The following is a 22,085-nucleotide window of genomic DNA, read 5'->3' as shown; positions in this document are numbered from 1 at the left end:
GAAATTATTTCAGTTCGACGGTAGCGCCTGCTGCTTCCAGGTCAGCTTTAGCTTTGTCAGCGGCTTCTTTCGAAACGCCTTCAGCAACAACCTGAGGAGCGGTATCAACCTTTTCCTTGGCTTCTTTCAGGCCCAGGCCGGTCAGTTCGCGAACAGCCTTGATCACGTTTACTTTCTTGTCGCCAGCGGCAACCAGAACAACGTTGAACTCGGTTTGTTCTTCAACAACGGCAGCGGCAGCAGCTGGGCCAGCAGCGGCAACAGCAGCGGTAACGCCGAAGGTTTCTTCCATTGCTTTGATCAGCTCAACAACTTCCAGAACGGTTTTCTGGCCGATTGCTTCGATGATTTGCTCGTTAGTCAGAGACATGACTTAAATCCTGTATTGGGGTGACAGCCTACGCAGCCATCAAATTAAACGTATGATTTCGAAAGTGCTTTCTGCGCCTTAGGCTGCAGCAGCTTCTTTCTGGTCGCGAACGGCTGCCAGAGTACGAGCCAGCTTGCTGGTAGCGCCTTGGATCACGCTCATCAGCTTTGCAATAGCTTCGTCGCGGGTCGGCAGCGAAGCCAACACGTCGATCTGGTTTGCGGCAAGGAACTTGCCGTCGAACGCAGCTGCCTTGATCTCGAACTTGCTCTGACCCTTGGCGAATTCTGCGAACAGACGGGCAGCAGCGCCCGGGTGTTCGTTGGAGAACGCGATCAGGGTAGGGCCGGTGAAGGCGTCGTTGAGGACACTGAATTCAGTGTCAGCAACAGCGCGCTTGAGCAGGGTGTTACGTACAACACGTACGTAAACGCCAGCTTCACGAGCCTCTTTACGGAGTCCGGTCATTGCGCCTACAGTCACGCCACGGGCATCAGCCACGACAGCAGACAGAGCGACTTTGGCAGCCTCGTTGACTTCAGCGACGATGGCCTTCTTGTCTTCGAGTTTAATTGCCACGGGTAAAACTCCTGCTTGTTACCGTTTCATCCAGCCGGGGCCGGATGTCGTTTTGGTGTCTGATTCGGTAAGGAACCAGGGGCACCATCTGCGTAGGCTTGTGGTTTAAGACTTGCGTCGCCTACGGTCTTGGATAGCCCCCGCCAGGCAGGGACCCCAATTTTTCAACCTGGTGCGATCACTCGCACCGGGTTTTGTCTTACGCGTTCAGCGAGCTCTGGTCGATGACCAGACCTGGGCCCATGGTGGTGCTCAGGGTAACGCGCTTGACGTAGATACCTTTCGAGGAAGCTGGCTTGATACGCTTCAGATCAGCGATCAGGGCTTCAACGTTTTCCTTCAGCTTGCCAGCTTCAAAGCCGATTTTGCCAACGGAGGTGTGGATGATGCCGTTTTTGTCGGTGCGATAACGAACCTGACCAGCCTTGGCGTTTTTAACCGCGGTGGCTACGTCTGGAGTTACGGTACCGACTTTCGGGTTAGGCATCAGGCCGCGAGGACCCAGAACCTGACCCAGCTGACCTACAACACGCATTGCGTCCGGGGAAGCAATAACGACGTCATAGTTCAGGTCGCCGCCTTTCATTTCGGCAGCCAGATCGTCCATACCAACGCGGTCAGCGCCGGCAGCCAGAGCGGCCTCGGCAGCAGGACCCTGGGTGAAGACAGCTACACGTACGGTCTTGCCAGTGCCGTGTGGCAGCACGGTAGCGCTACGTACGACCTGGTCGGATTTACGTGGGTCAACACCGAGGTTGACAGCAACGTCGAAGGATTCGCTGAACTTCACGGTGGACAGTTCGGCCAGCAGCACTGCTGCTTCTTCGAAGTTGTAGACTTTGCCTGCTTCGATTTTCGAAGCAATGGCCTTTTGGCGCTTGGTCAGCTTAGCCATTACACACCCTCCACGTTGAGGCCCATGCTGCGAGCGGAACCGGCGATGGTACGCACGGCCGCATCCATGTCAGCAGCGGTCAGATCAGCATTTTTGGTTTTTGCGATCTCTTCCAGCTGAGCACGGGTCACAGTACCGACTTTAACGGTGTTCGGACGTGCAGAACCGCTGGTCAGGCCAGCTGCTTTCTTCAGCAGAACCGAAGCAGGGGTGCTTTTGGTTTCGAAGGTGAAGCTGCGGTCACTGTAAACAGTGATGATCACAGGAGTCGGCAGGCCGGCTTCTTGACCCTGGGTACGGGCGTTGAAGGCCTTGCAGAATTCCATGATGTTCACACCGTGTTGACCCAGTGCTGGACCAACGGGTGGGCTTGGGTTGGCCTGGCCGGCCTTTACTTGCAGCTTGATGTAAGCCTGAATCTTCTTAGCCATGAGCTACTCCAATATCGGGTACGAACGCCAGATGGCTCCCCGGATGACTTGCGTTTTATCCCAGTGACGACAAAACCCCGCAGCACATAGGGCTGCGGGGTATGGGATGCTTTGTTCGGCTAGACCTTCTCGACCTGGCTGAACTCGAGCTCTACCGGGGTAGAGCGACCGAAAATAAGCACGGCCACTTGGATCCGGCTCTTCTCGTAGTTAACCTCTTCAACGGTACCGTTGAAATCAGCAAACGGACCATCGATAACACGGACCACTTCGCCCGGCTCGAACAGAGTCTTCGGCTTCGGCTTGTCGCTGCCATCGGCAACGCGACGCAGAATGGCCTCGGCTTCCTTGTCGGTGATCGGTGCAGGCTTGTCTGCAGTACCACCGATGAAGCCCATGACGCGAGGGGTGTCCTTGACCAAGTGCCAAGTCCCTTCGTTCATGTCCATTTGGACCAGCACATAACCTGGGAAGAACTTACGCTCGCTTTTGCGCTTCTGGCCATTGCGCATCTCAACCACTTCTTCAGTGGGGACCAGAATTTCGCCGAAGCCATCTTCCATGCCAGCCAGCTTTACGCGCTCGATCAGCGAGCGCATGACATGCTTCTCGTAACCCGAGTAAGCATGCACAACGTACCAACGCTTAGCCACGGGACACCCTTAGCCAACAATCAAGGAAATCAACCAACCCAGCAGGGAGTCGAGACCCCACAGCAGCAACGCCATCACCAGGACAACCGCCACTACGATGAGCGTGGTCTGCGTGGTTTCTTGGCGGGTTGGCCATACGACTTTACGAATCTCGGTGCGAGCTTCCTTTGCCAGCGCAAAGAACGACTTGCCTTTGGCGGTCTGCAGGGCAACAAAGCCAGCTACAGCAGCAAGGGCAAGCAGTGCAAGTACGCGGTACAGAATCGGCGAAGCAGAGTAATACTGGTTACCCACAACACCAACGACTACCAAAGCGACAACAGCCAGCCACTTGAGCAGATCAAAACGAGAGTCTTGGGCTTCAGCCTTGGGAGTCATCTAGGAAGATCCTGTGAAAAGAAAGCCAGACACACGAGGTGAATCTGGCAGGTCAGGAGGGAATCGAACCCCCAACCTACGGTTTTGGAGACCGTCGCTCTGCCAATTGAGCTACTGACCTAAAAGCTTATCAGGCCGACCATTATGCCGGCCTGATCGAGAGAAATCAACTACTTATTCGATAATCTTCGCTACTACGCCAGCGCCGACGGTACGACCGCCTTCACGGATAGCGAAACGCAGGCCGTCTTCCATCGCGATGGTTTTGATCAGGGTAACAGTCATCTGAATGTTGTCACCTGGCATTACCATTTCAACGCCTTCTGGCAGCTCGCAGTTACCAGTCACGTCAGTAGTACGGAAGTAGAACTGTGGACGGTAGCCTTTGAAGAACGGAGTGTGGCGACCGCCTTCTTCTTTGCTCAGAACGTAAACTTCTGCGGTGAACTTGGTGTGCGGCTTGACCGAACCTGGCTTGACCAGAACCTGGCCACGCTCAACGTCGTCACGCTTGGTGCCGCGCAGCAGCACGCCGCAGTTCTCGCCAGCACGACCTTCGTCCAGCAGCTTGCGGAACATCTCAACACCGGTGCAGGTGGTGGTGGTGGTGTCACGCAGACCAACGATTTCCAGGGCGTCTTGAACGCGGACGATACCACGCTCGATACGACCGGTAACAACAGTACCACGACCCGAGATCGAGAATACGTCTTCGATTGGCATCAGGAACGGCTTGTCGATAGCGCGCTCAGGCTCTGGGATGTAGCTGTCCAGAGTCTCAACCAGCTTCTTGACAGCGGTGGTGCCCATTTCGTTGTCGTCTTTGCCTTCCAGCGCCATACGAGCCGAACCGATGATGATCGGGGTGTCGTCGCCTGGGAAGTCATAGGTGGACAGCAGGTCGCGAACTTCCATCTCGACCAGTTCCAGCAGCTCAGCGTCGTCTACCAGGTCAGCCTTGTTCAGGAAGACCACGATGTACGGAACGCCAACCTGACGGGACAGCAGGATGTGCTCACGGGTTTGTGGCATCGGACCATCGGCGGCCGAGCAAACCAGGATCGCGCCGTCCATCTGGGCAGCACCGGTGATCATGTTCTTCACGTAGTCAGCGTGACCTGGGCAGTCGACGTGAGCGTAGTGACGAATGTTCGAGTTGTACTCGACGTGTGCGGTGTTAATGGTGATACCGCGAGCTTTCTCTTCTGGAGCGCTGTCGATCTTGTCGAATTCAACGACGGCCGAACCGAAAACTTCGGAGCAGACGCGGGTCAGTGCCGCAGTCAGCGTGGTCTTGCCATGGTCAACGTGACCAATGGTGCCGACGTTTACGTGCGGCAGACTACGATCGAACTTTTCCTTAGCCATCGAGACAATCCTCAGCAATAAGAAACAAGCAAGTCAATATGACCATTAAAACAAAGGCAGATATTTTCATATCTGCCTTGTTATATGGAGCTCTTGAGCGGATTTGAACCGCTGACCTCACCCTTACCAAGGGTGTGCTCTACCAACTGAGCTACAAGAGCGTAACACTGTGCAACAACAGCAAACCTGGAGCGGGTAGCGGGAATCGAACCCGCATCATCAGCTTGGAAGGCTGAGGTTCTACCACTAAACTATACCCGCGGAGCTTGCGGCTCTCGCTAAAACTGGTGGAGGGAGAAGGATTCGAACCTTCGAAGCTCTCGCAACGGATTTACAGTCCGTCCCCTTTGACCGCTCGGGAATCCCTCCAGAATTGGCCGGCATTCTATTCAGATACCGATCAAGTGTCAAGCGTTTTTTCAAATTTTTTCAATCAAATCTGAAACTTAGCTGCTTTGACACCGCTTCCAGCTCTACCACCTCAGTGGTGTTCCCTGTGAAGCGGGCGCCATTCTATCAAGCTATTCGCCAGTTGCAATACCCTCGCACAACATTATTTTATGTTTTAAGTCTTTGAAATCATGGGAAAGTGTCCCGAGCACGGTTTGGTCCAGCAAACGCTGGCTCTGGGGCGCAATCTGCAACCACAAACCCGTGCTGTCCCCCAGGCGGCCGGTCACTGGAGCAGCAGCGATATCCAGGGTCAGCAAGCGCTGACGCAGCGCTTTTAGCTGATCCTGGCCCACCAAGCCACCTACATAGAGGCACTCCTGGCCACGCTCGGGCGCAGTTTTACCCTTGCTCGACTCGCTCAGCAGACGAATATCCTGCTGATTTCCCTTGTACAGCGACAACGGCGCCACTTCCTTGGCCTTCAACGGCGCTTCCTGCTGGTGCCAGACGTAATAAAAGACGTTGAGCACCACCAACAACAGAAACAACCAACGCATAGGCACCTCAATCCAGGGGACAAGCCATGGCCAGGCCAACAAATACCAGGTCCGGAACCACCCGGGCCTGTGGAGCGGCCTTTTGCACCAGGAGCGCATCGCCCCCGGTCAGCAACACAGTGAAATCATCACCCCACAACTCATGGGCATGCTCAAGCTGCGAGCGGACAAAGCCCTGAAGCATGTGCACGCAGCCACGCTCTACCGCCTCGACGGTAGAACGCCCAGGGGCAAGGCTCGACAGTGCGCGCTCAGCGGAGGCATCGTCATAGCGGATGCGTCGGGTGTGGGTACGCAGCTGGCTACGCATCAACGGCATGCCCGGGCAGATGAAGCCACCCAGGTGCTCGCCGTCGGCCGAAACGAAGTCAGCCTTGGCCGCCGTACCGAAATCCATCACCAGACACGCGCCACGGGCCAAGTGAAAGCCGCCCAGCACCGCAAGCCAGCGATCCAGGCCGAGGCGCTGGTAATCTTCGTAGCCATTGCGTACGCCAGCGACCTCCCTGGCAGGCTGAGCCACCACGACGCTCAAGCCAAAATGCTGGGCGAGCAGCGCCGAAAGGCCAGCGGTCTCCTCCTCACTTCTGACACTGACCAGGCGGCAGCGCCGGGGCGCTGCAGGGAGCGCCGTGACGGCAGCCACCAGGGCCTGATCGGAGTCCACAATGCCGCCGGCAACAACGGCGCCCTCAGTAGCGCTGATGACTCGCCACTTGATAAAGCTGTTGCCACAATCGAGCTCAAGAATCATCACGCAACCTCAAACTGAGCTCACCACCGCTAAAGCTCTTTTCAACACCATCGACCTCGAGGCGCAGCGCCCCTTGCCGGTCAATGCCTAGAACAATTCCGTCAATCCGGTTGACTCCGGCAATCAAGGACACCGCAGCCCCCTGCCACAGATGGGATTGTTCCCACTCGGCCTGGAACGCGGCGAATCCGGATTGCCGATGGCGCTGCAGATCCTGCTGCAGGTTCTGACTGAGCGCAGCCACCAGTTTATTACGATCGACTGCCACCCCTGTCTCACGACGCACTGACGTCCACAACTGATCGATCTGCTCGTTGACCTGCATGTTGACGTTGATACCAATCCCCAGCACGACGTGACAGACGTCCGCAGGATCTCCGACCAGTTCCAGGAGGATACCGGCGATCTTCTGATTGTTTACCAGAACATCATTCGGCCATTTCAGTCCCGAGCCGGCAACACCAAAGGCCTGCAGCGTACGCATTACCGCCAGGCCAACCACCAGGCTCAGACCTTCCAGCTGGCGCATGCCGCCTTCAATACGCAGCACCAGGCTGTAATAGAGGTTTTCCGCGAATGGGCTGACCCACTGACGACCGCGTCGGCCGCGCCCCGCCGCCTGACGCTCAGCCAGCACCAGGAACGGCGCAGCCTGGCCTTCGCTGATTGAGCGCAGGGCCTGGGCATTGGTCGAGTCGATGGATTCGAATATCAATACTGGCCATTGTTCGCCCTGGGAAAGCTCGGCTATGGCCGATTCTTCCAGCAACGACAACGGCGTGGCCAACTGGTAGCCGCGGCCACGGACTTTATGAATGGGCAGGTTCAGCTCAGCCTCAAGAAGCTGTAATTGCTTCCAGACAGCGGCGCGACTGACGCCCAAGGCTGCGCCCAGGTCTTGCCCGGAATGGAACCGGCCATCCTTGAGGAGCTTCAACAACTTCAGCATGCCAATCTCGACTCACAATGAGGAGGGCATGATAGCCATGCAGGTGGGGATTGCATAGAAAACTGAGCTGTAGGAATGGCCCTCTGTGGTCACCGCCCGCAGAGGAAACAGCCAGAAAGACAAAACCCCTACCTGCATATGCAGATAGGGGTTTCGGGATTTAATCTTGACGATGACCTACTCTCACATGGGGAAACCCCACACTACCATCGGCGATGCATCGTTTCACTGCTGAGTTCGGGATGGGATCAGGTGGTTCCAATGCTCTATGGTCGTCAAGAAATTCTGTTGCCAGAAGGTCTTGTTCAGACACTCCAGCGAATCGGGTATGTGATGTTTGTGAGTTACAAATCTTCGGCTGTGCAGTCTTCACAACACCGCAATCTGGCTTTCGCTCAAATTGCTTGGGTGTTATATGGTCAAGCCTCACGGGCAATTAGTATTGGTTAGCTCAACGCCTCACAGCGCTTACACACCCAACCTATCAACGTCGTAGTCTTCGACGGCCCTTCAGGGAGCTCAAGGCTCCAGTGAGATCTCATCTTGAGGCAAGTTTCCCGCTTAGATGCTTTCAGCGGTTATCTCTTCCGAACATAGCTACCCGGCAATGCCACTGGCGTGACAACCGGAACACCAGAGGTTCGTCCACTCCGGTCCTCTCGTACTAGGAGCAGCCCCTCTCAAATCTCAAACGTCCACGGCAGATAGGGACCGAACTGTCTCACGACGTTCTAAACCCAGCTCGCGTACCACTTTAAATGGCGAACAGCCATACCCTTGGGACCGGCTTCAGCCCCAGGATGTGATGAGCCGACATCGAGGTGCCAAACACCGCCGTCGATATGAACTCTTGGGCGGTATCAGCCTGTTATCCCCGGAGTACCTTTTATCCGTTGAGCGATGGCCCTTCCATACAGAACCACCGGATCACTAAGACCTACTTTCGTACCTGCTCGACGTGTCTGTCTCGCAGTCAAGCGCGCTTTTGCCTTTATACTCTACGACCGATTTCCGACCGGTCTGAGCGCACCTTCGTACTCCTCCGTTACTCTTTAGGAGGAGACCGCCCCAGTCAAACTACCCACCATACACTGTCCTCGATCCGGATAACGGACCTGAGTTAGAACCTCAAAGTTGCCAGGGTGGTATTTCAAGGATGGCTCCACGCGAACTGGCGTCCACGCTTCAAAGCCTCCCACCTATCCTACACAAGCAAATTCAAAGTCCAGTGCAAAGCTATAGTAAAGGTTCACGGGGTCTTTCCGTCTAGCCGCGGATACACTGCATCTTCACAGCGATTTCAATTTCACTGAGTCTCGGGTGGAGACAGCGCCGCCATCGTTACGCCATTCGTGCAGGTCGGAACTTACCCGACAAGGAATTTCGCTACCTTAGGACCGTTATAGTTACGGCCGCCGTTTACCGGGGCTTCGATCAAGAGCTTCGCGTTAGCTAACCCCATCAATTAACCTTCCGGCACCGGGCAGGCGTCACACCCTATACGTCCACTTTCGTGTTTGCAGAGTGCTGTGTTTTTAATAAACAGTCGCAGCGGCCTGGTATCTTCGACCGGCATGGGCTTACGGAGCAAGTCCTTCACCCTCACCGGCGCACCTTCTCCCGAAGTTACGGTGCCATTTTGCCTAGTTCCTTCACCCGAGTTCTCTCAAGCGCCTTGGTATTCTCTACCCAACCACCTGTGTCGGTTTGGGGTACGGTTCCTGGTTATCTGAAGCTTAGAAGCTTTTCTTGGAAGCATGGCATCAACCACTTCGTCGCCTAATGGCAACTCGTCATCAGCTCTCGGCCTTAAGATCCCGGATTTACCTAAGATCTCAGCCTACCACCTTAAACTTGGACAACCAACGCCAAGCTGGCCTAGCCTTCTCCGTCCCTCCATCGCAATAACCAGAAGTACAGGAATATTAACCTGTTTTCCATCGACTACGCTTTTCAGCCTCGCCTTAGGGACCGACTAACCCTGCGTCGATTAACGTTGCGCAGGAAACCTTGGTCTTTCGGCGTGGGAGTTTTTCACTCCCATTGTCGTTACTCATGTCAGCATTCGCACTTCTGATACCTCCAGCAAGCTTCTCAACTCACCTTCACAGGCTTACAGAACGCTCCTCTACCGCATCACCTAAGTGATACCCGTAGCTTCGGTGTATGGTTTGAGCCCCGTTACATCTTCCGCGCAGGCCGACTCGACTAGTGAGCTATTACGCTTTCTTTAAAGGGTGGCTGCTTCTAAGCCAACCTCCTAGCTGTCTAAGCCTTCCCACATCGTTTCCCACTTAACCATAACTTTGGGACCTTAGCTGACGGTCTGGGTTGTTTCCCTTTTCACGACGGACGTTAGCACCCGCCGTGTGTCTCCCATGCTCGGCACTTGTAGGTATTCGGAGTTTGCATCGGTTTGGTAAGTCGGGATGACCCCCTAGCCGAAACAGTGCTCTACCCCCTACAGTGATACATGAGGCGCTACCTAAATAGCTTTCGAGGAGAACCAGCTATCTCCGAGCTTGATTAGCCTTTCACTCCGATCCACAGGTCATCCGCTAACTTTTCAACGGTAGTCGGTTCGGTCCTCCAGTCAGTGTTACCTAACCTTCAACCTGCCCATGGATAGATCGCCCGGTTTCGGGTCTATACCCAGCGACTAAACGCCCTATTAAGACTCGCTTTCGCTACGCCTCCCCTATTCGGTTAAGCTCGCCACTGAATATAAGTCGCTGACCCATTATACAAAAGGTACGCAGTCACCTAACAAGTAGGCTCCCACTGCTTGTACGCATACGGTTTCAGGATCTATTTCACTCCCCTCTCCGGGGTTCTTTTCGCCTTTCCCTCACGGTACTGGTTCACTATCGGTCAGTCAGTAGTATTTAGCCTTGGAGGATGGTCCCCCCATATTCAGACAAAGTTTCTCGTGCTCCGTCCTACTCGATTTCATGACTAAGAGATTTTCGCGTACAGGGCTATCACCCACTATGGCCGCACTTTCCAGAGCGTTCCGCTAATCTCAAAGCCACTTAAGGGCTAGTCCCCGTTCGCTCGCCACTACTAAGGGAATCTCGGTTGATTTCTTTTCCTCAGGGTACTTAGATGTTTCAGTTCCCCTGGTTCGCCTCTTGCACCTATGTATTCAGTACAAGATACTCAGCTTATGCTGAGTGGGTTCCCCCATTCAGAGATCTCCGGATCAAAGTCTGTTTGCCGACTCCCCGAAGCTTATCGCAGGCTACCACGTCTTTCATCGCCTCTGACTGCCAAGGCATCCACCGTATGCGCTTCTTCACTTGACCATATAACCCCAAGCAATCTGGTTATACTGTGAAGACAACATTCGCCGAAAACTTGTAATTACTCACAAATTTTACCTTAGCCTGAACACACACCAGTGAAAGTGCTGTCCAGTCTATCTTTCTATCACATACCCAAATTTTTAAAGAACGATTCTGAAAAAGTTCAGAAATCAATATTCGAGGCGAATATTCATTTCTAAGCTTTGACACGGTAGCAAGGGGTGGTGGAGCCAAGCGGGATCGAACCGCTGACCTCCTGCGTGCAAGGCAGGCGCTCTCCCAGCTGAGCTATGGCCCCAACAAGAAACTGGTGGGTCTGGGCAGATTCGAACTGCCGACCTCACCCTTATCAGGGGTGCGCTCTAACCAACTGAGCTACAGACCCAGTTAAGAGCTGTTACCGATATCGTCTTCTTCAATGAATCAAGCAATTCGTGTGGGAGCTCATAAGACAGCTGATGTCTGTCGATTAAGGAGGTGATCCAGCCGCAGGTTCCCCTACGGCTACCTTGTTACGACTTCACCCCAGTCATGAATCACACCGTGGTAACCGTCCTCCCGAAGGTTAGACTAGCTACTTCTGGTGCAACCCACTCCCATGGTGTGACGGGCGGTGTGTACAAGGCCCGGGAACGTATTCACCGCGACATTCTGATTCGCGATTACTAGCGATTCCGACTTCACGCAGTCGAGTTGCAGACTGCGATCCGGACTACGATCGGTTTTGTGAGATTAGCTCCACCTCGCGGCTTGGCAACCCTCTGTACCGACCATTGTAGCACGTGTGTAGCCCAGGCCGTAAGGGCCATGATGACTTGACGTCATCCCCACCTTCCTCCGGTTTGTCACCGGCAGTCTCCTTAGAGTGCCCACCATAACGTGCTGGTAACTAAGGACAAGGGTTGCGCTCGTTACGGGACTTAACCCAACATCTCACGACACGAGCTGACGACAGCCATGCAGCACCTGTGTCAGAGTTCCCGAAGGCACCAATCCATCTCTGGAAAGTTCTCTGCATGTCAAGGCCTGGTAAGGTTCTTCGCGTTGCTTCGAATTAAACCACATGCTCCACCGCTTGTGCGGGCCCCCGTCAATTCATTTGAGTTTTAACCTTGCGGCCGTACTCCCCAGGCGGTCAACTTAATGCGTTAGCTGCGCCACTAAAATCTCAAGGATTCCAACGGCTAGTTGACATCGTTTACGGCGTGGACTACCAGGGTATCTAATCCTGTTTGCTCCCCACGCTTTCGCACCTCAGTGTCAGTATGAGCCCAGGTGGTCGCCTTCGCCACTGGTGTTCCTTCCTATATCTACGCATTTCACCGCTACACAGGAAATTCCACCACCCTCTGCCCTACTCTAGCTTGCCAGTTTTGGATGCAGTTCCCAGGTTGAGCCCGGGGATTTCACATCCAACTTAACAAACCACCTACGCGCGCTTTACGCCCAGTAATTCCGATTAACGCTTGCACCCTCTGTATTACCGCGGCTGCTGGCACAGAGTTAGCCGGTGCTTATTCTGTCGGTAACGTCAAAATACTCACGTATTATGTAAGTACCCTTCCTCCCAACTTAAAGTGCTTTACAATCCGAAGACCTTCTTCACACACGCGGCATGGCTGGATCAGGCTTTCGCCCATTGTCCAATATTCCCCACTGCTGCCTCCCGTAGGAGTCTGGACCGTGTCTCAGTTCCAGTGTGACTGATCATCCTCTCAGACCAGTTACGGATCGTCGCCTTGGTGAGCCATTACCTCACCAACTAGCTAATCCGACCTAGGCTCATCTGATAGCGCAAGGCCCGAAGGTCCCCTGCTTTCTCCCGTAGGACGTATGCGGTATTAGCGTTCCTTTCGAAACGTTGTCCCCCACTACCAGGCAGATTCCTAGGTATTACTCACCCGTCCGCCGCTGAATCGAAGAGCAAGCTCTTCTCATCCGCTCGACTTGCATGTGTTAGGCCTGCCGCCAGCGTTCAATCTGAGCCATGATCAAACTCTTCAGTTCAATACTGCTTGGGTTTTGAGAAAACCCTAAACTTGGCTCAGCAATCTCAAATGACTTACTTTCAAATCTTTCGATTTTCGTGTAGCCACTTGTGATGCTGATAATCTTTTTGACTATCAGTCTGAACTCACAAGCACCCACACGAATTGCTTGATTCAGTTGTTAAAGAGCGGTTGGTTAAGAGCTTTTCGTCTCAACCGAGGCGCGCATTCTACGCTTTCCTCAGAGCCTGTCAAGCGTTTATTTTGAAGTTTTTCGTTTCACTTCAAACACTTGACTCGCTGCGATCTCTCGTAGCGGGAGGCGAATTCTACAGCGTTTCAAACCGCTGTCAACCGCCTTTTTCACCGCTGCCGATCTTTCGATCGAAGCACCTCCGGATGACCCTGGAACCGCTAACTCTTTGAAACTCAAGGAGTTTTCAGTTCCGACTGCGCCGGAAGTGGGGCGAATTATAGAGAGATCTGCGGGAGCGTCAAGGACTTATTTCAACTTTGTTTCAGCGGGGGCGTTTTGGCTATAAGTAGCAAGCTTCAAGCTGCAAGTAAAAGCAGAGGCACCGCGCTCAACTTGTAGCTTGCAGCTTATAGCTTGCCGCTACCGCCTACTCAGCCTTGAGGGTAACCCGGGCAAATGCCTTCTTGCCCGCCTGGCATACATGGGTCGCGCCAAGTGCAAACATGAAATCACGATCAACCACAGCACCGTCGACTTTTACCGCGCCGCCATTGAGCAGATCCCGCGCCATCGCCGAGTTCTTCACCAGACCCGCGCGGTTCAACACGGCAGCGATCGGCAAGCCTTCAGCCGCAGAGACCTCAACCTCAGGCAGATCCTCCGGCAACTCGCCCTCTTTCATACGGTTACCTGCCGCGCGGTGAGCATTGGCGGCAGCCTCCTCGCCATGGAAGCGGGCAACGATCTCTTCCGCCAGCTTGATCTTGATGTCACGCGGGTTTGCGCCATTGGCGACATCGGCACGCAACTGCTCGATCTCTTCCATGGAACGGAAGCTCAGCAGCTCGAAGTAACGCCACATCAGGGTGTCAGGAATCGACACGAGCTTGCTGTACATCACCCCGGGGGCTTCCTGGATGCCGACATAATTGCCCAGGGACTTGGACATCTTCTTCACGCCGTCGAGCCCTTCGAGCAGCGGCATGGTCACGATGTTCTGTGCTTCCTGGCCGTAAGCACGTTGCAGCTCGCGCCCCATCAGCAGGTTGAACTTCTGGTCGGTACCGCCGAGCTCGACGTCGCACTTGAGTGCCACCGAGTCATAACCCTGCACCAGCGGATAGAGGAACTCATGGATCGCGATCGGCTGGTTGGTGGTGTAGCGCTTGTCGAAGTCGTCGCGCTCGAGCATGCGCGCCACGGTGTACTGCGACGCCAGGCGAATGAAGTCGGCCGGGGTGAGCTTGTCCATCCAGGTGGAGTTGAACGCGACTTCGGTCTTGGCCGGGTCGAGAATCTTGAAGACCTGCTGTTTATAGGTCTCGGCGTTATCCAGTACCTGCTCGCGGGTCAGCGGCGGACGGGTAGCGCTCTTGCCGCTCGGGTCACCGATCATGCCGGTGAAGTCGCCAATCAGGAAGATCACCTGGTGACCCAGGTCCTGGAACTGGCGCAGCTTGTTGATCAGGACGGTATGCCCCAGGTGCAGGTCAGGCGCAGTCGGGTCAAAACCCGCCTTGATCCGCAGCGGCTGCCCGCGCTTGAGCTTCTCGACCAACTCGGACTCGACCAGTACCTCTTCCGCTCCACGCTTGATCAGCGCTAGCTGCTCTTCAACCGACTTCATAACAGACCCGTAAGGCTCAGATTCAAAGGGACCCAACCATACAAGATCAGCCATCAAATACAAGTTTTTGCCCCGAGTGTGACCTCGAAGCCGACTGATGACGTCTGCGCGCTTGCGCTGAAGGGGATTTGGTTATATTTTATACAGTTATTTCATCTTCATCATGTCATTCATCTTTTCCACTTCATCTATTTCAAAGTCAATTCATCTATGACCAACGAACCGCCTAAAGCGCCCCCGCTTTATCCGAAGAGCCACCTGTTGGCCGCCAGCGGCATCGCCGCCTTACTCAGCCTGGCCTTGCTGGTGTTCCCATCCAGCGAGGTCGAAGCCAAGAAAACCACCCTGAACCTGGAGCTGGAAAGCCCGGCAGAGCAACTCAAGCAGGAACAGGACGCCCCACTTACCCAGAACACCGACGCCGCCCCCTCGCCGTTTGCGCAGATCGACAACAGCGCCGCAGCAACCGAGGAAACCGCCAAGACCGAGCCTGCGCCCGCCGCTGCCGAAGCCGCGCCAGCCAAGGACCCAAGCCACCGCGAAGTCACCGTAAGCCGCGGCGATACCCTGTCGACCCTGTTCGCCAAGGTCGGCCTGCCGGCTACCGCTGTGCATGAAGTGCTGGCCAGTAACAAGCAGGCCAAGCAGTTCAGCCAGCTCAAGCATGGCCAGGTACTGCAGATCGAACTGGACAAGGACGGCCAGCTGGCCAGCCTGCACAGCAAGCTCAGCGACCTGGAAACCATTCGCCTGACCAAGAGCGCAAACGGTTACGCGTTCAACCGTGAAATCAGCAAGCCCGTGGTGCGCTCGGCCTATGTACATGGCGTGATCAAGAGTTCGCTGTCGGCCTCGGCCCAGCGTGCCGGCCTGAATCACAACCTGACCATGGATATGGCGCGCATCTTCGGGTATGACATCGACTTCGCCCAGGATATCCGCCAGGGCGACGAGTTCGACGTGATCTATGAACAGAAGGTCATGAACGGCAAGGTCGTCGGTACCGGCAATATCCTCTCTGCCCGCTTCACCAACCGCGGCAAGAGTTTCACCGCAGTGCGCTACACCAACAAGCAGGGCAACACCAACTACTACACCGCCGACGGCAACAGTATGCGCAAGGCTTTCATCCGCACTCCGGTTGATTTCGCCCGCATCAGCTCGCGCTTCTCGGCTGGCCGCAAGCACCCGATCCTGAACAAGATCCGCGCGCACAAAGGTGTCGACTACGCAGCACCACGCGGCACACCGATCAAGGCGGCCGGTGACGGTAAAGTGCTGCTGGCAGGCCGCCGCGGCGGCTACGGCAACACCGTGATCATCCAGCACGGTAACCGCTACCAGACCCTGTACGGGCACATGCAGGGCTTCGCCAAGGGCGTGAAGACCGGCGGCACCGTCAAGCAAGGGCAAATCATCGGCTACATTGGCACCACCGGCCTGTCTACCGGCCCGCACCTGCACTACGAGTTCCAGGTCAACGGCGTCCACGTCGACCCGCTCGGGCAGAAGTTGCCAATGGCTGACCCGATCGCCAAGGCCGAGCGCCAGCGTTTCCTGCAGCAAAGCCAGCCACTGGTCGCGCGCATGGACCAGGAAAAGGCCACCCTGCTTGCTTCGAGCAAGCGTTAAGCAATGCCGCTCTATCTGGGTGTGATGTCCGGGACCAGCCTCGATGGCCTGGACATCGCCTTGATCGAACAGGAGCAGCAACTCACGCTGCTCGCCACCCATTACATCCCCATGCCCGCCGACCTGCGCCAGGACCTGCTGGCCCTGTGCGCCAGCGGGCCGGACGAGATTGCCCGCGCCGCCCTGGCCGAAAACCGCTGGGTGCAGCTTGCCGCCGAAGGTATCCAGCACCTGCTGGCCGCGCGCAACCTCACGCCCGAGGCCATTCGCGCCATCGGCAGCCACGGCCAGACCATCCGCCACGAACCGGCGCGCGGCTTTACCGTACAGATCGGCAACCCGGCGCTGCTGGCTGAGCTTACCGGCATCAGCGTGGTCAGCGACTTCCGTCGCCGTGACGTTGCCGCCGGCGGCCAGGGCGCTCCCCTGGTACCGGCCTTTCACGAAGCCCTGTTCGCCCATCAGGGCCAACGCCTGGCGGTGCTCAATGTCGGTGGCTTCAGCAATCTGAGCCTGATCGAACAGGACAAACCAGTCAGCGGCTTCGACTGCGGGCCGGGTAACGTGCTGCTCGATGCCTGGATTCAGCAGAAACAAGGGCACAGCTATGACACCAATGGTGCCTGGGCGGGCACCGGCCAGGTTATCCCAGGCCTGCTCGCCTCGCTGCTGAGCGATCCGTTCTTCGCAGGCAGCGGCCCGAAAAGTACCGGCCGCGAAGTGTTCAACCTGCCTTGGCTCAATCAGCACCTGGCCCCTCAGCCAAGCCTTCGGGATGAAGACGTGCAGGCCACCCTGCTGGAACTGACCGCCCGTAGCATCGTCAGCTCGCTGCAAGCGGCACAGGATGATACCCAGGCACTGCTGGTCTGCGGCGGCGGCGCCCACAACAGCGTGCTGATGCAGCGCCTGGCAGACCTGTTGCCCAATGCCCGGGTCAGCAGCACTGCCGCTTGCGGGATCGACCCTGACTGGGTTGAGGCCATGGCCTTTGCCTGGCTGGCCCACTGCTGCCTGCAGCGCATCCCCGCCAACCGCCCCAGCGTCACCGCTGCCCGTGGCCTGCGGGTACTGGGCGCGATCTACCCGGCATAACTCGCAGACAGCAAAACGCCGCGCATCAGCGCGGCGTTTGCGGTACTGCCCTGGCGATCAGATCGAGAACGAAGAGCCGCAACCACAGGTCGTGGTGGCGTTCGGGTTCTTGATAACGAAACGCGAGCCTTCCAGGCCTTCCTGGTAATCCACCTCGGCTCCTGCCAGATACTGGAAACTCATCGGATCGACAACCAGAGCCACGCCTTCGCGCTCGACGATGGTGTCGTCTTCGGCAACGTCTTCATCGAAAGTGAAACCGTACTGAAAACCCGAGCAACCGCCGCCGGTCACGAAAACTCGCAACTTCAGGCGATCATTGCCTTCTTCATCGACCAGGGTCTTCACCTTGTGCGCTGCACCCTCAGTGAACTGCAATGCCACAGGGGTGAAGGATTCGACGCTCATGCTGACTATCTCCCGGCGCTATGCCGCCATAATGCGTGATGACGCGCATTATCCGCTTCTCCGAGAAAAGCGGTCAACAATACAAAAGCTGCAAGAGGTGCGCCGCAAGCTATAAGCGGATCGCATGCACCTTTTACTTGCAGCTTGAAAGCTGGCGTTTACGGAAGCAGACCGGCGTGGGAAAGCCCCATGCGCTCGTCCAGGCCAAAGAGGATGTTGAGGTTCTGTACCGCCTGCCCCGACGCGCCCTTGACCAGGTTGTCGATCACCGACAACACCACCACCAGGTCGCCGCCTTGTGGACGGTGCACGGCAATTCGGCAGACGTTGGCACCGCGCACGCTGCGGGTTTCCGGGTGGCTGCCGGCCGGCATTACGTCGACGAACGGTTCATCGGCGTAGCGTTTTTCAAACAGCGCCTGCAGATCGACCGAGGTATCGGCGACGGTTGCATACAGGGTCGAATGGATACCGCGGATCATCGGGGTCAGGTGCGGCACGAAGGTCAGTCCGACATCACCACCCACCGCCCGGCGCAGGCCCTGGGTGATTTCCGGCAGGTGACGGTGCCCCTTGACCGCATATGCCTTCATGCTTTCGCCCGCCTCACAGAACAGCGAGCCCACCGCCGCGCCACGGCCGGCGCCGCTGACCCCGGATTTGCAGTCGGCGATCAGCCGCGAGGCGTCGGCGATACCGGCTTCGAGCAGCGGCAGGAAGCCAAGCTGGGTAGCGGTTGGGTAGCAACCCGGTACGGCGATCAGGCGTGCCTGGCGAATTTGCTCGCGATTGACTTCAGGCAGGCCGTAGACCGCGTCCTTGAGCAGCTCGGGCGCGCCGTGCGGCTGGCCGTACCACTTGGCCCACTCATCGGCGTCCTGCAGGCGGAAGTCGGCGGACAGGTCGATGACCTTGGTGCCCGCGGCCAGCAGCTCGCCGGCCAGGGCGTGGGCGACACCGTGCGGGGTGGCAAAGAACACTACGTCGCAGGCGGCCAGGGTCTTCACGTCCGGTACGCTGAAGGCCAGGCCGTCGTAGTGGCCACGCAGGTTCGGGTACATATCGGCAACCGCCAGACCAGCTTCGGAACGCGAGGTGATCACTGCCACCTCGGCCTGTGGATGCTGTGCCAACAGACGCAGCAGCTCGACCCCGGTGTAACCCGTGCCGCCAACGATACCGACCTTGACCATAACGCGTGCCCCTTATCAACGAACCATCAGGAAAGCCCACGATAATAGGGGCGCTGAAACACGCCCACAACTGTTGCGATGGCTCGCCGGGCCCCTTGCCTCTACTATCTGACCACCGTGAACCCTGAAGGAACTCAACCCCATGCTTTTTCTCTGGATCAAAGCGCTGCATATCGTCAGCGTGGTCTGCTGGTTTGCCGGCCTGTTCTACCTGCCGCGCCTGTTCGTCTATCACGCACAAAGCCAGGACAGCATCAGCCAGGAACGCTTCGTGATCATGGAGCGCAAGCTCTACCGCGGCATCATGCTGCCGGCGATGATCGCCAGCCTGGTCTTCGGCATCTGGCTGCTGAGCCTGACCCCGGGCTTCATGAGCCAGGGCTGGATGCACGCCAAGCTCACCCTGGTGGTGCTGCTGATCGGTTACCACCATATGTGCGGCGCACAGCTCAAGCGCTTCGCCCGCGGCGAAAACACCCGCAGCCACGTGTTCTACCGCTGGTTCAATGAAGTGCCGGTGCTGGTCCTGCTGGCCGTGGTAATTCTGGTGGTGGTCAAACCGTTCTAACCTAAACCCATACTCAGCCTCGGGAAACCTGCCATGTCATTGCCTGCCCTGCTCGAACAACGCTTGCGCCTGCCGGTGGTAGCGGCGCCGATGTTTCTGATCTCCAATCCGCAACTGGTACTGGCCTGTTGTGCCAACGGGGTGGTCGGCAGTTTCCCGGCCCTGAACCAGCGCGACAGCGCAGGCTTCAAGGCTTGGCTGGAAGAGATCGAAACGGGCCTGGCGGCCCTCGACAAACCTGCACCCTATGCCGTCAACCTGATCGTGCACCAGAGCAACCCGCGCCTGCAGGCAGACCTGGCGTTGTGCGTCGAGCACAAGGTGCCGATCGTCATCACCAGCCTCGGGGCGGTGAAGGAACTGGTCGATGCCGTGCACAGCTATGGCGGCCTGGTGTTCCATGACGTGACCACCCGCCGGCATGCCGAGAAAGCCGCCGAGGCCGGTGTCGACGGTCTGATTGCCGTAGCCGCGGGCGCCGGCGGCCACGCTGGCACCTGGAGCCCGTTCGCCCTGATCGCCGAGATTCGCCAGTTCTTCGACAAGACCTTGCTGCTGGCCGGTTGCATAAACCGTGGCCAGGAAATCCTCGCCGCGCAGTTGCTGGGCGCTGACCTCGCCTACCTGGGTACGCGCTTTATCGCCACCCACGAGAGCCAGGCGCCGGGGCCTTACAAAGAAATGATGCTTGAAGCCAAGGCAGCCGATATCATCCACACCGCTGCGGTTTCCGGGGTGCCTGCCAGCTTCATGCGCCAGAGCCTGGAAAACGCCGGTTTCGACATGGCCGCCCTGCGCAGCCACACCGAGACCAAGCTCAAACCCATCGACGACGAGGCCAAGGCCTGGAAGACCGTCTGGTCTGCCGGACAAGGTGTCGGTGCCATCGACCAGCTCTGCTCGGTCGAGCAACTGATTACCCGCCTGGATACCGAATACCGCCAGGCGCACGCCTCGGCCACAGCCCTTGGCCATCGCTGGCCGGGCTGACTCACGCTTTATCACGGCAAAGGAAGCCCGCATGTATGACACCCTGACTCTCGCCAACTCGAGCAAACCCAAGGTCATGAGCCTGGAAGGGCGAATTGGCCGCGTGCGCCTGCTGGCCTGGAGCCTGGTCTTGTTCGCTGCGACCATCGGCGGCATTTTCCTGGTGGCCTTGCTGTCCAGTTCAATGTCGCTGGACCTCGGCGGCCTGATGATGATCGGCCTGTTGTCGGCACGGATCCTGAGCATGCTGTTCATTGTCCAGCGCCTGCACGACCTGAACTGGAGCGGCTGGTTCTGCTGGCTGTCGATCCTTCCATGGGTCGGCAACTTCTTCATCCTGGTGCTGGTACTGATGCCCGGCACGCGTGGCAGCAACCGCTTCGGTGCGCCGCCAGCGCCCAACAACAACGCAGTGGTGATCCTGGCCTGGCTGTGGCTGGTCCTGGTTGCCGGGCTTGCATACGTCACCGTCACCCGCCCCGGCATCTAGACACGCCACGGGTAGCAGCACTCCGGGCCCAGCACCTGTAAACTGCGCACTTTGGCCACCCTTCCCGACTGGAGAACTGCATGACCCGTTACGCCATGATCACCGGTGCCTCCAGCGGCTTGGGCCTGGCACTGGCCGAGGCGCTGGCACGTCGGGGACGCAATTTGATCCTGGTGGCCCGACAGCGCGACCCGCTGGAAAGCATCGCCATCGAGCTGACCCAGCGGTTTGGCGTCGAAGTGCTGTTTCGTGCCTGCGACCTGGGCGAGCCGTTGCGGTTGTCGGGGTTCCTGCTGGAGCTGGAAGAAAGCGAGCGGCACATCGACTTGCTGGTCAACTGCGCCGGCATTCGCTCCTACGGGCACTTTCTGGCCCAGGAATGGAGCGATGAGCAGGACCTGATCGAGGTGAACATCCTCGCCCTGACCCGCCTCTGCCACGCCCTTGGCAATGCCATGGCGGTTCAGGGCGGCGGGCAGATACTCAACGTCGCTTCGCTTGCCGCCTTCGCGCCCGGCCCGTGGATGAGCAGCTACGCGGCAAGCAAAGCCTATGTGCTGCACTTTTCCGAAGGCCTGCGCGAAGAGCTCAAACGCACCGGCATCAAGGTTTCGGTGCTGTGCCCAGGCCCGGTGCGTTCGCCGTTGCGACGTATCCCGCGGCTGGAAAACGGCCAACGCAGCCTGAGCCCGGAAGAAGTCGCGCTGTATACCGTACGCGCCCTGGACAAGAACCGCGCATTGATCATCCCCGGCCGGCGCAACCGCTGGCTGGCCTTCAGCCCGCGCTGGCTATCGCGCTGGCTGGCACGCAAGCTGGCCGGCGCCATCAACCAGGCCTATTGCCCGCGCTAGTTGTACAGGGCTGGGCGCAAGCGTCTGGCCTGCGTACACTCAAGTCCGATCACCCTCATGGAGCAGCCGTAGTGGATACTCTGTTTACCAAGATCATCAACCGGGAAATCCCGGCCAAGATCATCTACGAGGACGACCAGGTTCTGGCCTTCCACGATATCGCCCCGCAGGCACCGGTACATTTTCTGGTCATCCCGAAAAAACCGATCCGCACCCTCAACGATCTGACCGAAGAAGACAAGGGCCTGGCCGGGCACATCCTGTTCACCGCCCAGCGGCTGGCCAAGGAACTGGGCTGCGAAGACGGCTTTCGCGTGGTCATGAACTGCAATGAGCTGGGTGGGCAGACCGTCTACCACATTCATATGCACGTGCTTGGCCAGCGTCAGATGCACTGGCCACCGGGCTGATC

At 57.4% G+C, this 22,085-nt stretch carries 20 protein-coding genes, 6 tRNA genes and 3 rRNA genes; 7 read left to right on the top strand and 22 right to left on the bottom strand.

Translation table 11 applies throughout. The features are described from left to right. Nucleotides 1-4: 4 nt before the first annotated feature. From rplL to tyrS, 20 genes are all read right to left on the bottom strand, one after another. Nucleotides 5-370: a 50S ribosomal protein L7/L12 gene (rplL, locus tag BLR26_RS05955; protein WP_043861936.1), complete on the bottom strand. Its 366-nt coding sequence runs from the start codon at nucleotides 368-370 to the stop codon at nucleotides 5-7. Between the two features lie 78 nt (nucleotides 371-448). Further along, on the bottom strand, nucleotides 449-949 hold the full coding sequence (gene rplJ / locus BLR26_RS05950; protein WP_045190247.1) for a 50S ribosomal protein L10: 501 nt from the start codon (nucleotides 947-949) through the stop codon (nucleotides 449-451). Between the two features lie 199 nt (nucleotides 950-1,148). Beyond that, nucleotides 1,149-1,844, bottom strand: coding sequence for a 50S ribosomal protein L1 (gene rplA, locus BLR26_RS05945; protein WP_045202241.1), 696 nt, complete (start codon nucleotides 1,842-1,844; stop codon nucleotides 1,149-1,151). Next, nucleotides 1,844-2,275, bottom strand: a complete 432-nt coding sequence (gene rplK / locus BLR26_RS05940; RefSeq protein WP_010220295.1) for a 50S ribosomal protein L11 — start codon at nucleotides 2,273-2,275, stop codon at nucleotides 1,844-1,846. The genes rplA and rplK overlap by 1 nt, the downstream gene beginning before the upstream one ends. A 119-nt stretch (nucleotides 2,276-2,394) precedes the next feature. Further along, entirely contained in the window at nucleotides 2,395-2,928 is a 534-nt protein-coding gene (gene nusG, locus BLR26_RS05935; RefSeq protein WP_010220294.1) for a transcription termination/antitermination protein NusG, read from the bottom strand. 9 nt (nucleotides 2,929-2,937) lie between these two features. Beyond that, the gene (gene secE / locus BLR26_RS05930) at nucleotides 2,938-3,306 is read right to left on the bottom strand and encodes a preprotein translocase subunit SecE (RefSeq protein ID WP_045202238.1); all 369 of its coding nucleotides are present in this window, start codon (nucleotides 3,304-3,306) and stop codon (nucleotides 2,938-2,940) included. 45 nt (nucleotides 3,307-3,351) lie between these two features. Then, a tRNA-Trp gene (locus BLR26_RS05925) sits at nucleotides 3,352-3,427 on the bottom strand. A 53-nt stretch (nucleotides 3,428-3,480) separates the two neighbouring features. Next, on the bottom strand, nucleotides 3,481-4,674 hold the full coding sequence (gene tuf / locus BLR26_RS05920; protein WP_010220303.1) for an elongation factor Tu: 1,194 nt from the start codon (nucleotides 4,672-4,674) through the stop codon (nucleotides 3,481-3,483). 85 nt (nucleotides 4,675-4,759) lie between these two features. Beyond that, nucleotides 4,760-4,835, bottom strand: a tRNA-Thr gene (locus tag BLR26_RS05915). Nucleotides 4,836-4,861: 26 nt separating this feature from the next. Next, nucleotides 4,862-4,935 (bottom strand) — tRNA-Gly (locus BLR26_RS05910). A 24-nt stretch (nucleotides 4,936-4,959) separates the two neighbouring features. After that, a tRNA-Tyr gene (locus BLR26_RS05905) sits at nucleotides 4,960-5,043 on the bottom strand. A gap of 152 nt (nucleotides 5,044-5,195) precedes the next feature. Continuing rightward, entirely contained in the window at nucleotides 5,196-5,624 is a 429-nt protein-coding gene (locus BLR26_RS05900) for a hypothetical protein (RefSeq protein ID WP_045202405.1), read from the bottom strand. A gap of 7 nt (nucleotides 5,625-5,631) precedes the next feature. After that, nucleotides 5,632-6,378: a pantothenate kinase gene (locus BLR26_RS05895; protein ID WP_045202403.1), complete on the bottom strand. Its 747-nt coding sequence runs from the start codon at nucleotides 6,376-6,378 to the stop codon at nucleotides 5,632-5,634. Beyond that, entirely contained in the window at nucleotides 6,368-7,327 is a 960-nt protein-coding gene (birA, locus tag BLR26_RS05890; RefSeq protein WP_045202402.1) for a bifunctional biotin--[acetyl-CoA-carboxylase] ligase/biotin operon repressor BirA, read from the bottom strand. Before birA ends, BLR26_RS05895 begins: the two co-directional genes overlap by 11 nt. Nucleotides 7,328-7,491: 164 nt before the next feature. Next, nucleotides 7,492-7,607: ribosomal RNA gene (gene rrf, locus BLR26_RS05885) — 5S ribosomal RNA — on the bottom strand. Between the two features lie 135 nt (nucleotides 7,608-7,742). After that, nucleotides 7,743-10,632: ribosomal RNA gene (locus BLR26_RS05880) — 23S ribosomal RNA — on the bottom strand. Nucleotides 10,633-10,854: 222 nt separating this feature from the next. Beyond that, nucleotides 10,855-10,930: transfer RNA gene (locus BLR26_RS05875), tRNA-Ala, on the bottom strand. 10 nt (nucleotides 10,931-10,940) lie between these two features. Further along, nucleotides 10,941-11,017 (bottom strand) — tRNA-Ile (locus BLR26_RS05870). Nucleotides 11,018-11,102: 85 nt separating this feature from the next. After that, nucleotides 11,103-12,639 (bottom strand): 16S ribosomal RNA (locus BLR26_RS05865). Together the 16S, 23S and 5S rRNA genes with 2 tRNA genes alongside form the textbook arrangement of a ribosomal RNA operon. Before the next feature lie 604 nt (nucleotides 12,640-13,243). After that, the gene (gene tyrS / locus BLR26_RS05855; RefSeq protein WP_045199348.1) at nucleotides 13,244-14,443 is read right to left on the bottom strand and encodes a tyrosine--tRNA ligase; all 1,200 of its coding nucleotides are present in this window, start codon (nucleotides 14,441-14,443) and stop codon (nucleotides 13,244-13,246) included. Between the two features lie 210 nt (nucleotides 14,444-14,653). Between tyrS and BLR26_RS05850 the strand changes: the two genes are divergently transcribed. Then, nucleotides 14,654-16,075, top strand: coding sequence for a peptidoglycan DD-metalloendopeptidase family protein (locus BLR26_RS05850; RefSeq protein ID WP_045199347.1), 1,422 nt, complete (start codon nucleotides 14,654-14,656; stop codon nucleotides 16,073-16,075). 3 nt (nucleotides 16,076-16,078) lie between these two features. After that, the gene (locus BLR26_RS05845) at nucleotides 16,079-17,170 is read left to right on the top strand and encodes an anhydro-N-acetylmuramic acid kinase (RefSeq protein WP_045199345.1); all 1,092 of its coding nucleotides are present in this window, start codon (nucleotides 16,079-16,081) and stop codon (nucleotides 17,168-17,170) included. Between the two features lie 57 nt (nucleotides 17,171-17,227). Here BLR26_RS05845 and erpA read toward each other — a convergent pair whose 3' ends face one another. After that, on the bottom strand, nucleotides 17,228-17,578 hold the full coding sequence (gene erpA / locus BLR26_RS05840) for an iron-sulfur cluster insertion protein ErpA (RefSeq protein ID WP_010221479.1): 351 nt from the start codon (nucleotides 17,576-17,578) through the stop codon (nucleotides 17,228-17,230). Nucleotides 17,579-17,736: 158 nt separating this feature from the next. After that, nucleotides 17,737-18,771 (bottom strand): N-acetyl-gamma-glutamyl-phosphate reductase, encoded by a 1,035-nt coding sequence (gene argC / locus BLR26_RS05835; protein WP_093378999.1) that lies wholly within the window; start codon nucleotides 18,769-18,771, stop codon nucleotides 17,737-17,739. Between the two features lie 142 nt (nucleotides 18,772-18,913). Between argC and hemJ the strand changes: the two genes are divergently transcribed. The 5 genes from hemJ to BLR26_RS05810 all read left to right on the top strand — a co-directional run bounded on the left by hemJ (nucleotide 18,914) and on the right by BLR26_RS05810 (nucleotide 22,083). Continuing rightward, nucleotides 18,914-19,339: a protoporphyrinogen oxidase HemJ gene (gene hemJ, locus BLR26_RS05830; protein WP_045199341.1), complete on the top strand. Its 426-nt coding sequence runs from the start codon at nucleotides 18,914-18,916 to the stop codon at nucleotides 19,337-19,339. Nucleotides 19,340-19,372: 33 nt separating this feature from the next. Next, entirely contained in the window at nucleotides 19,373-20,329 is a 957-nt protein-coding gene (locus tag BLR26_RS05825; RefSeq protein WP_093378996.1) for an NAD(P)H-dependent flavin oxidoreductase, read from the top strand. A gap of 31 nt (nucleotides 20,330-20,360) precedes the next feature. Then, a complete protein-coding gene (locus BLR26_RS05820) occupies nucleotides 20,361-20,819 on the top strand; it encodes a DUF805 domain-containing protein (protein WP_093378993.1) in 459 nt (152 codons plus the stop codon). An 80-nt stretch (nucleotides 20,820-20,899) separates the two neighbouring features. Further along, nucleotides 20,900-21,673, top strand: a complete 774-nt coding sequence (locus tag BLR26_RS05815; RefSeq protein ID WP_045199338.1) for an SDR family NAD(P)-dependent oxidoreductase — start codon at nucleotides 20,900-20,902, stop codon at nucleotides 21,671-21,673. A 71-nt stretch (nucleotides 21,674-21,744) separates the two neighbouring features. Beyond that, nucleotides 21,745-22,083: a histidine triad nucleotide-binding protein gene (locus tag BLR26_RS05810; RefSeq protein WP_045199336.1), complete on the top strand. Its 339-nt coding sequence runs from the start codon at nucleotides 21,745-21,747 to the stop codon at nucleotides 22,081-22,083. Nucleotides 22,084-22,085: the final 2 nt, after the last annotated feature.

The organism is Pseudomonas sp. UC 17F4, assembly GCF_900101695.1.
Classification (GTDB): domain Bacteria; phylum Pseudomonadota; class Gammaproteobacteria; order Pseudomonadales; family Pseudomonadaceae; genus Aquipseudomonas.
The sequence above is the reverse complement of the archived record's forward strand: the minus strand, read 5'-3'. Positions and strand labels throughout refer to the sequence as shown.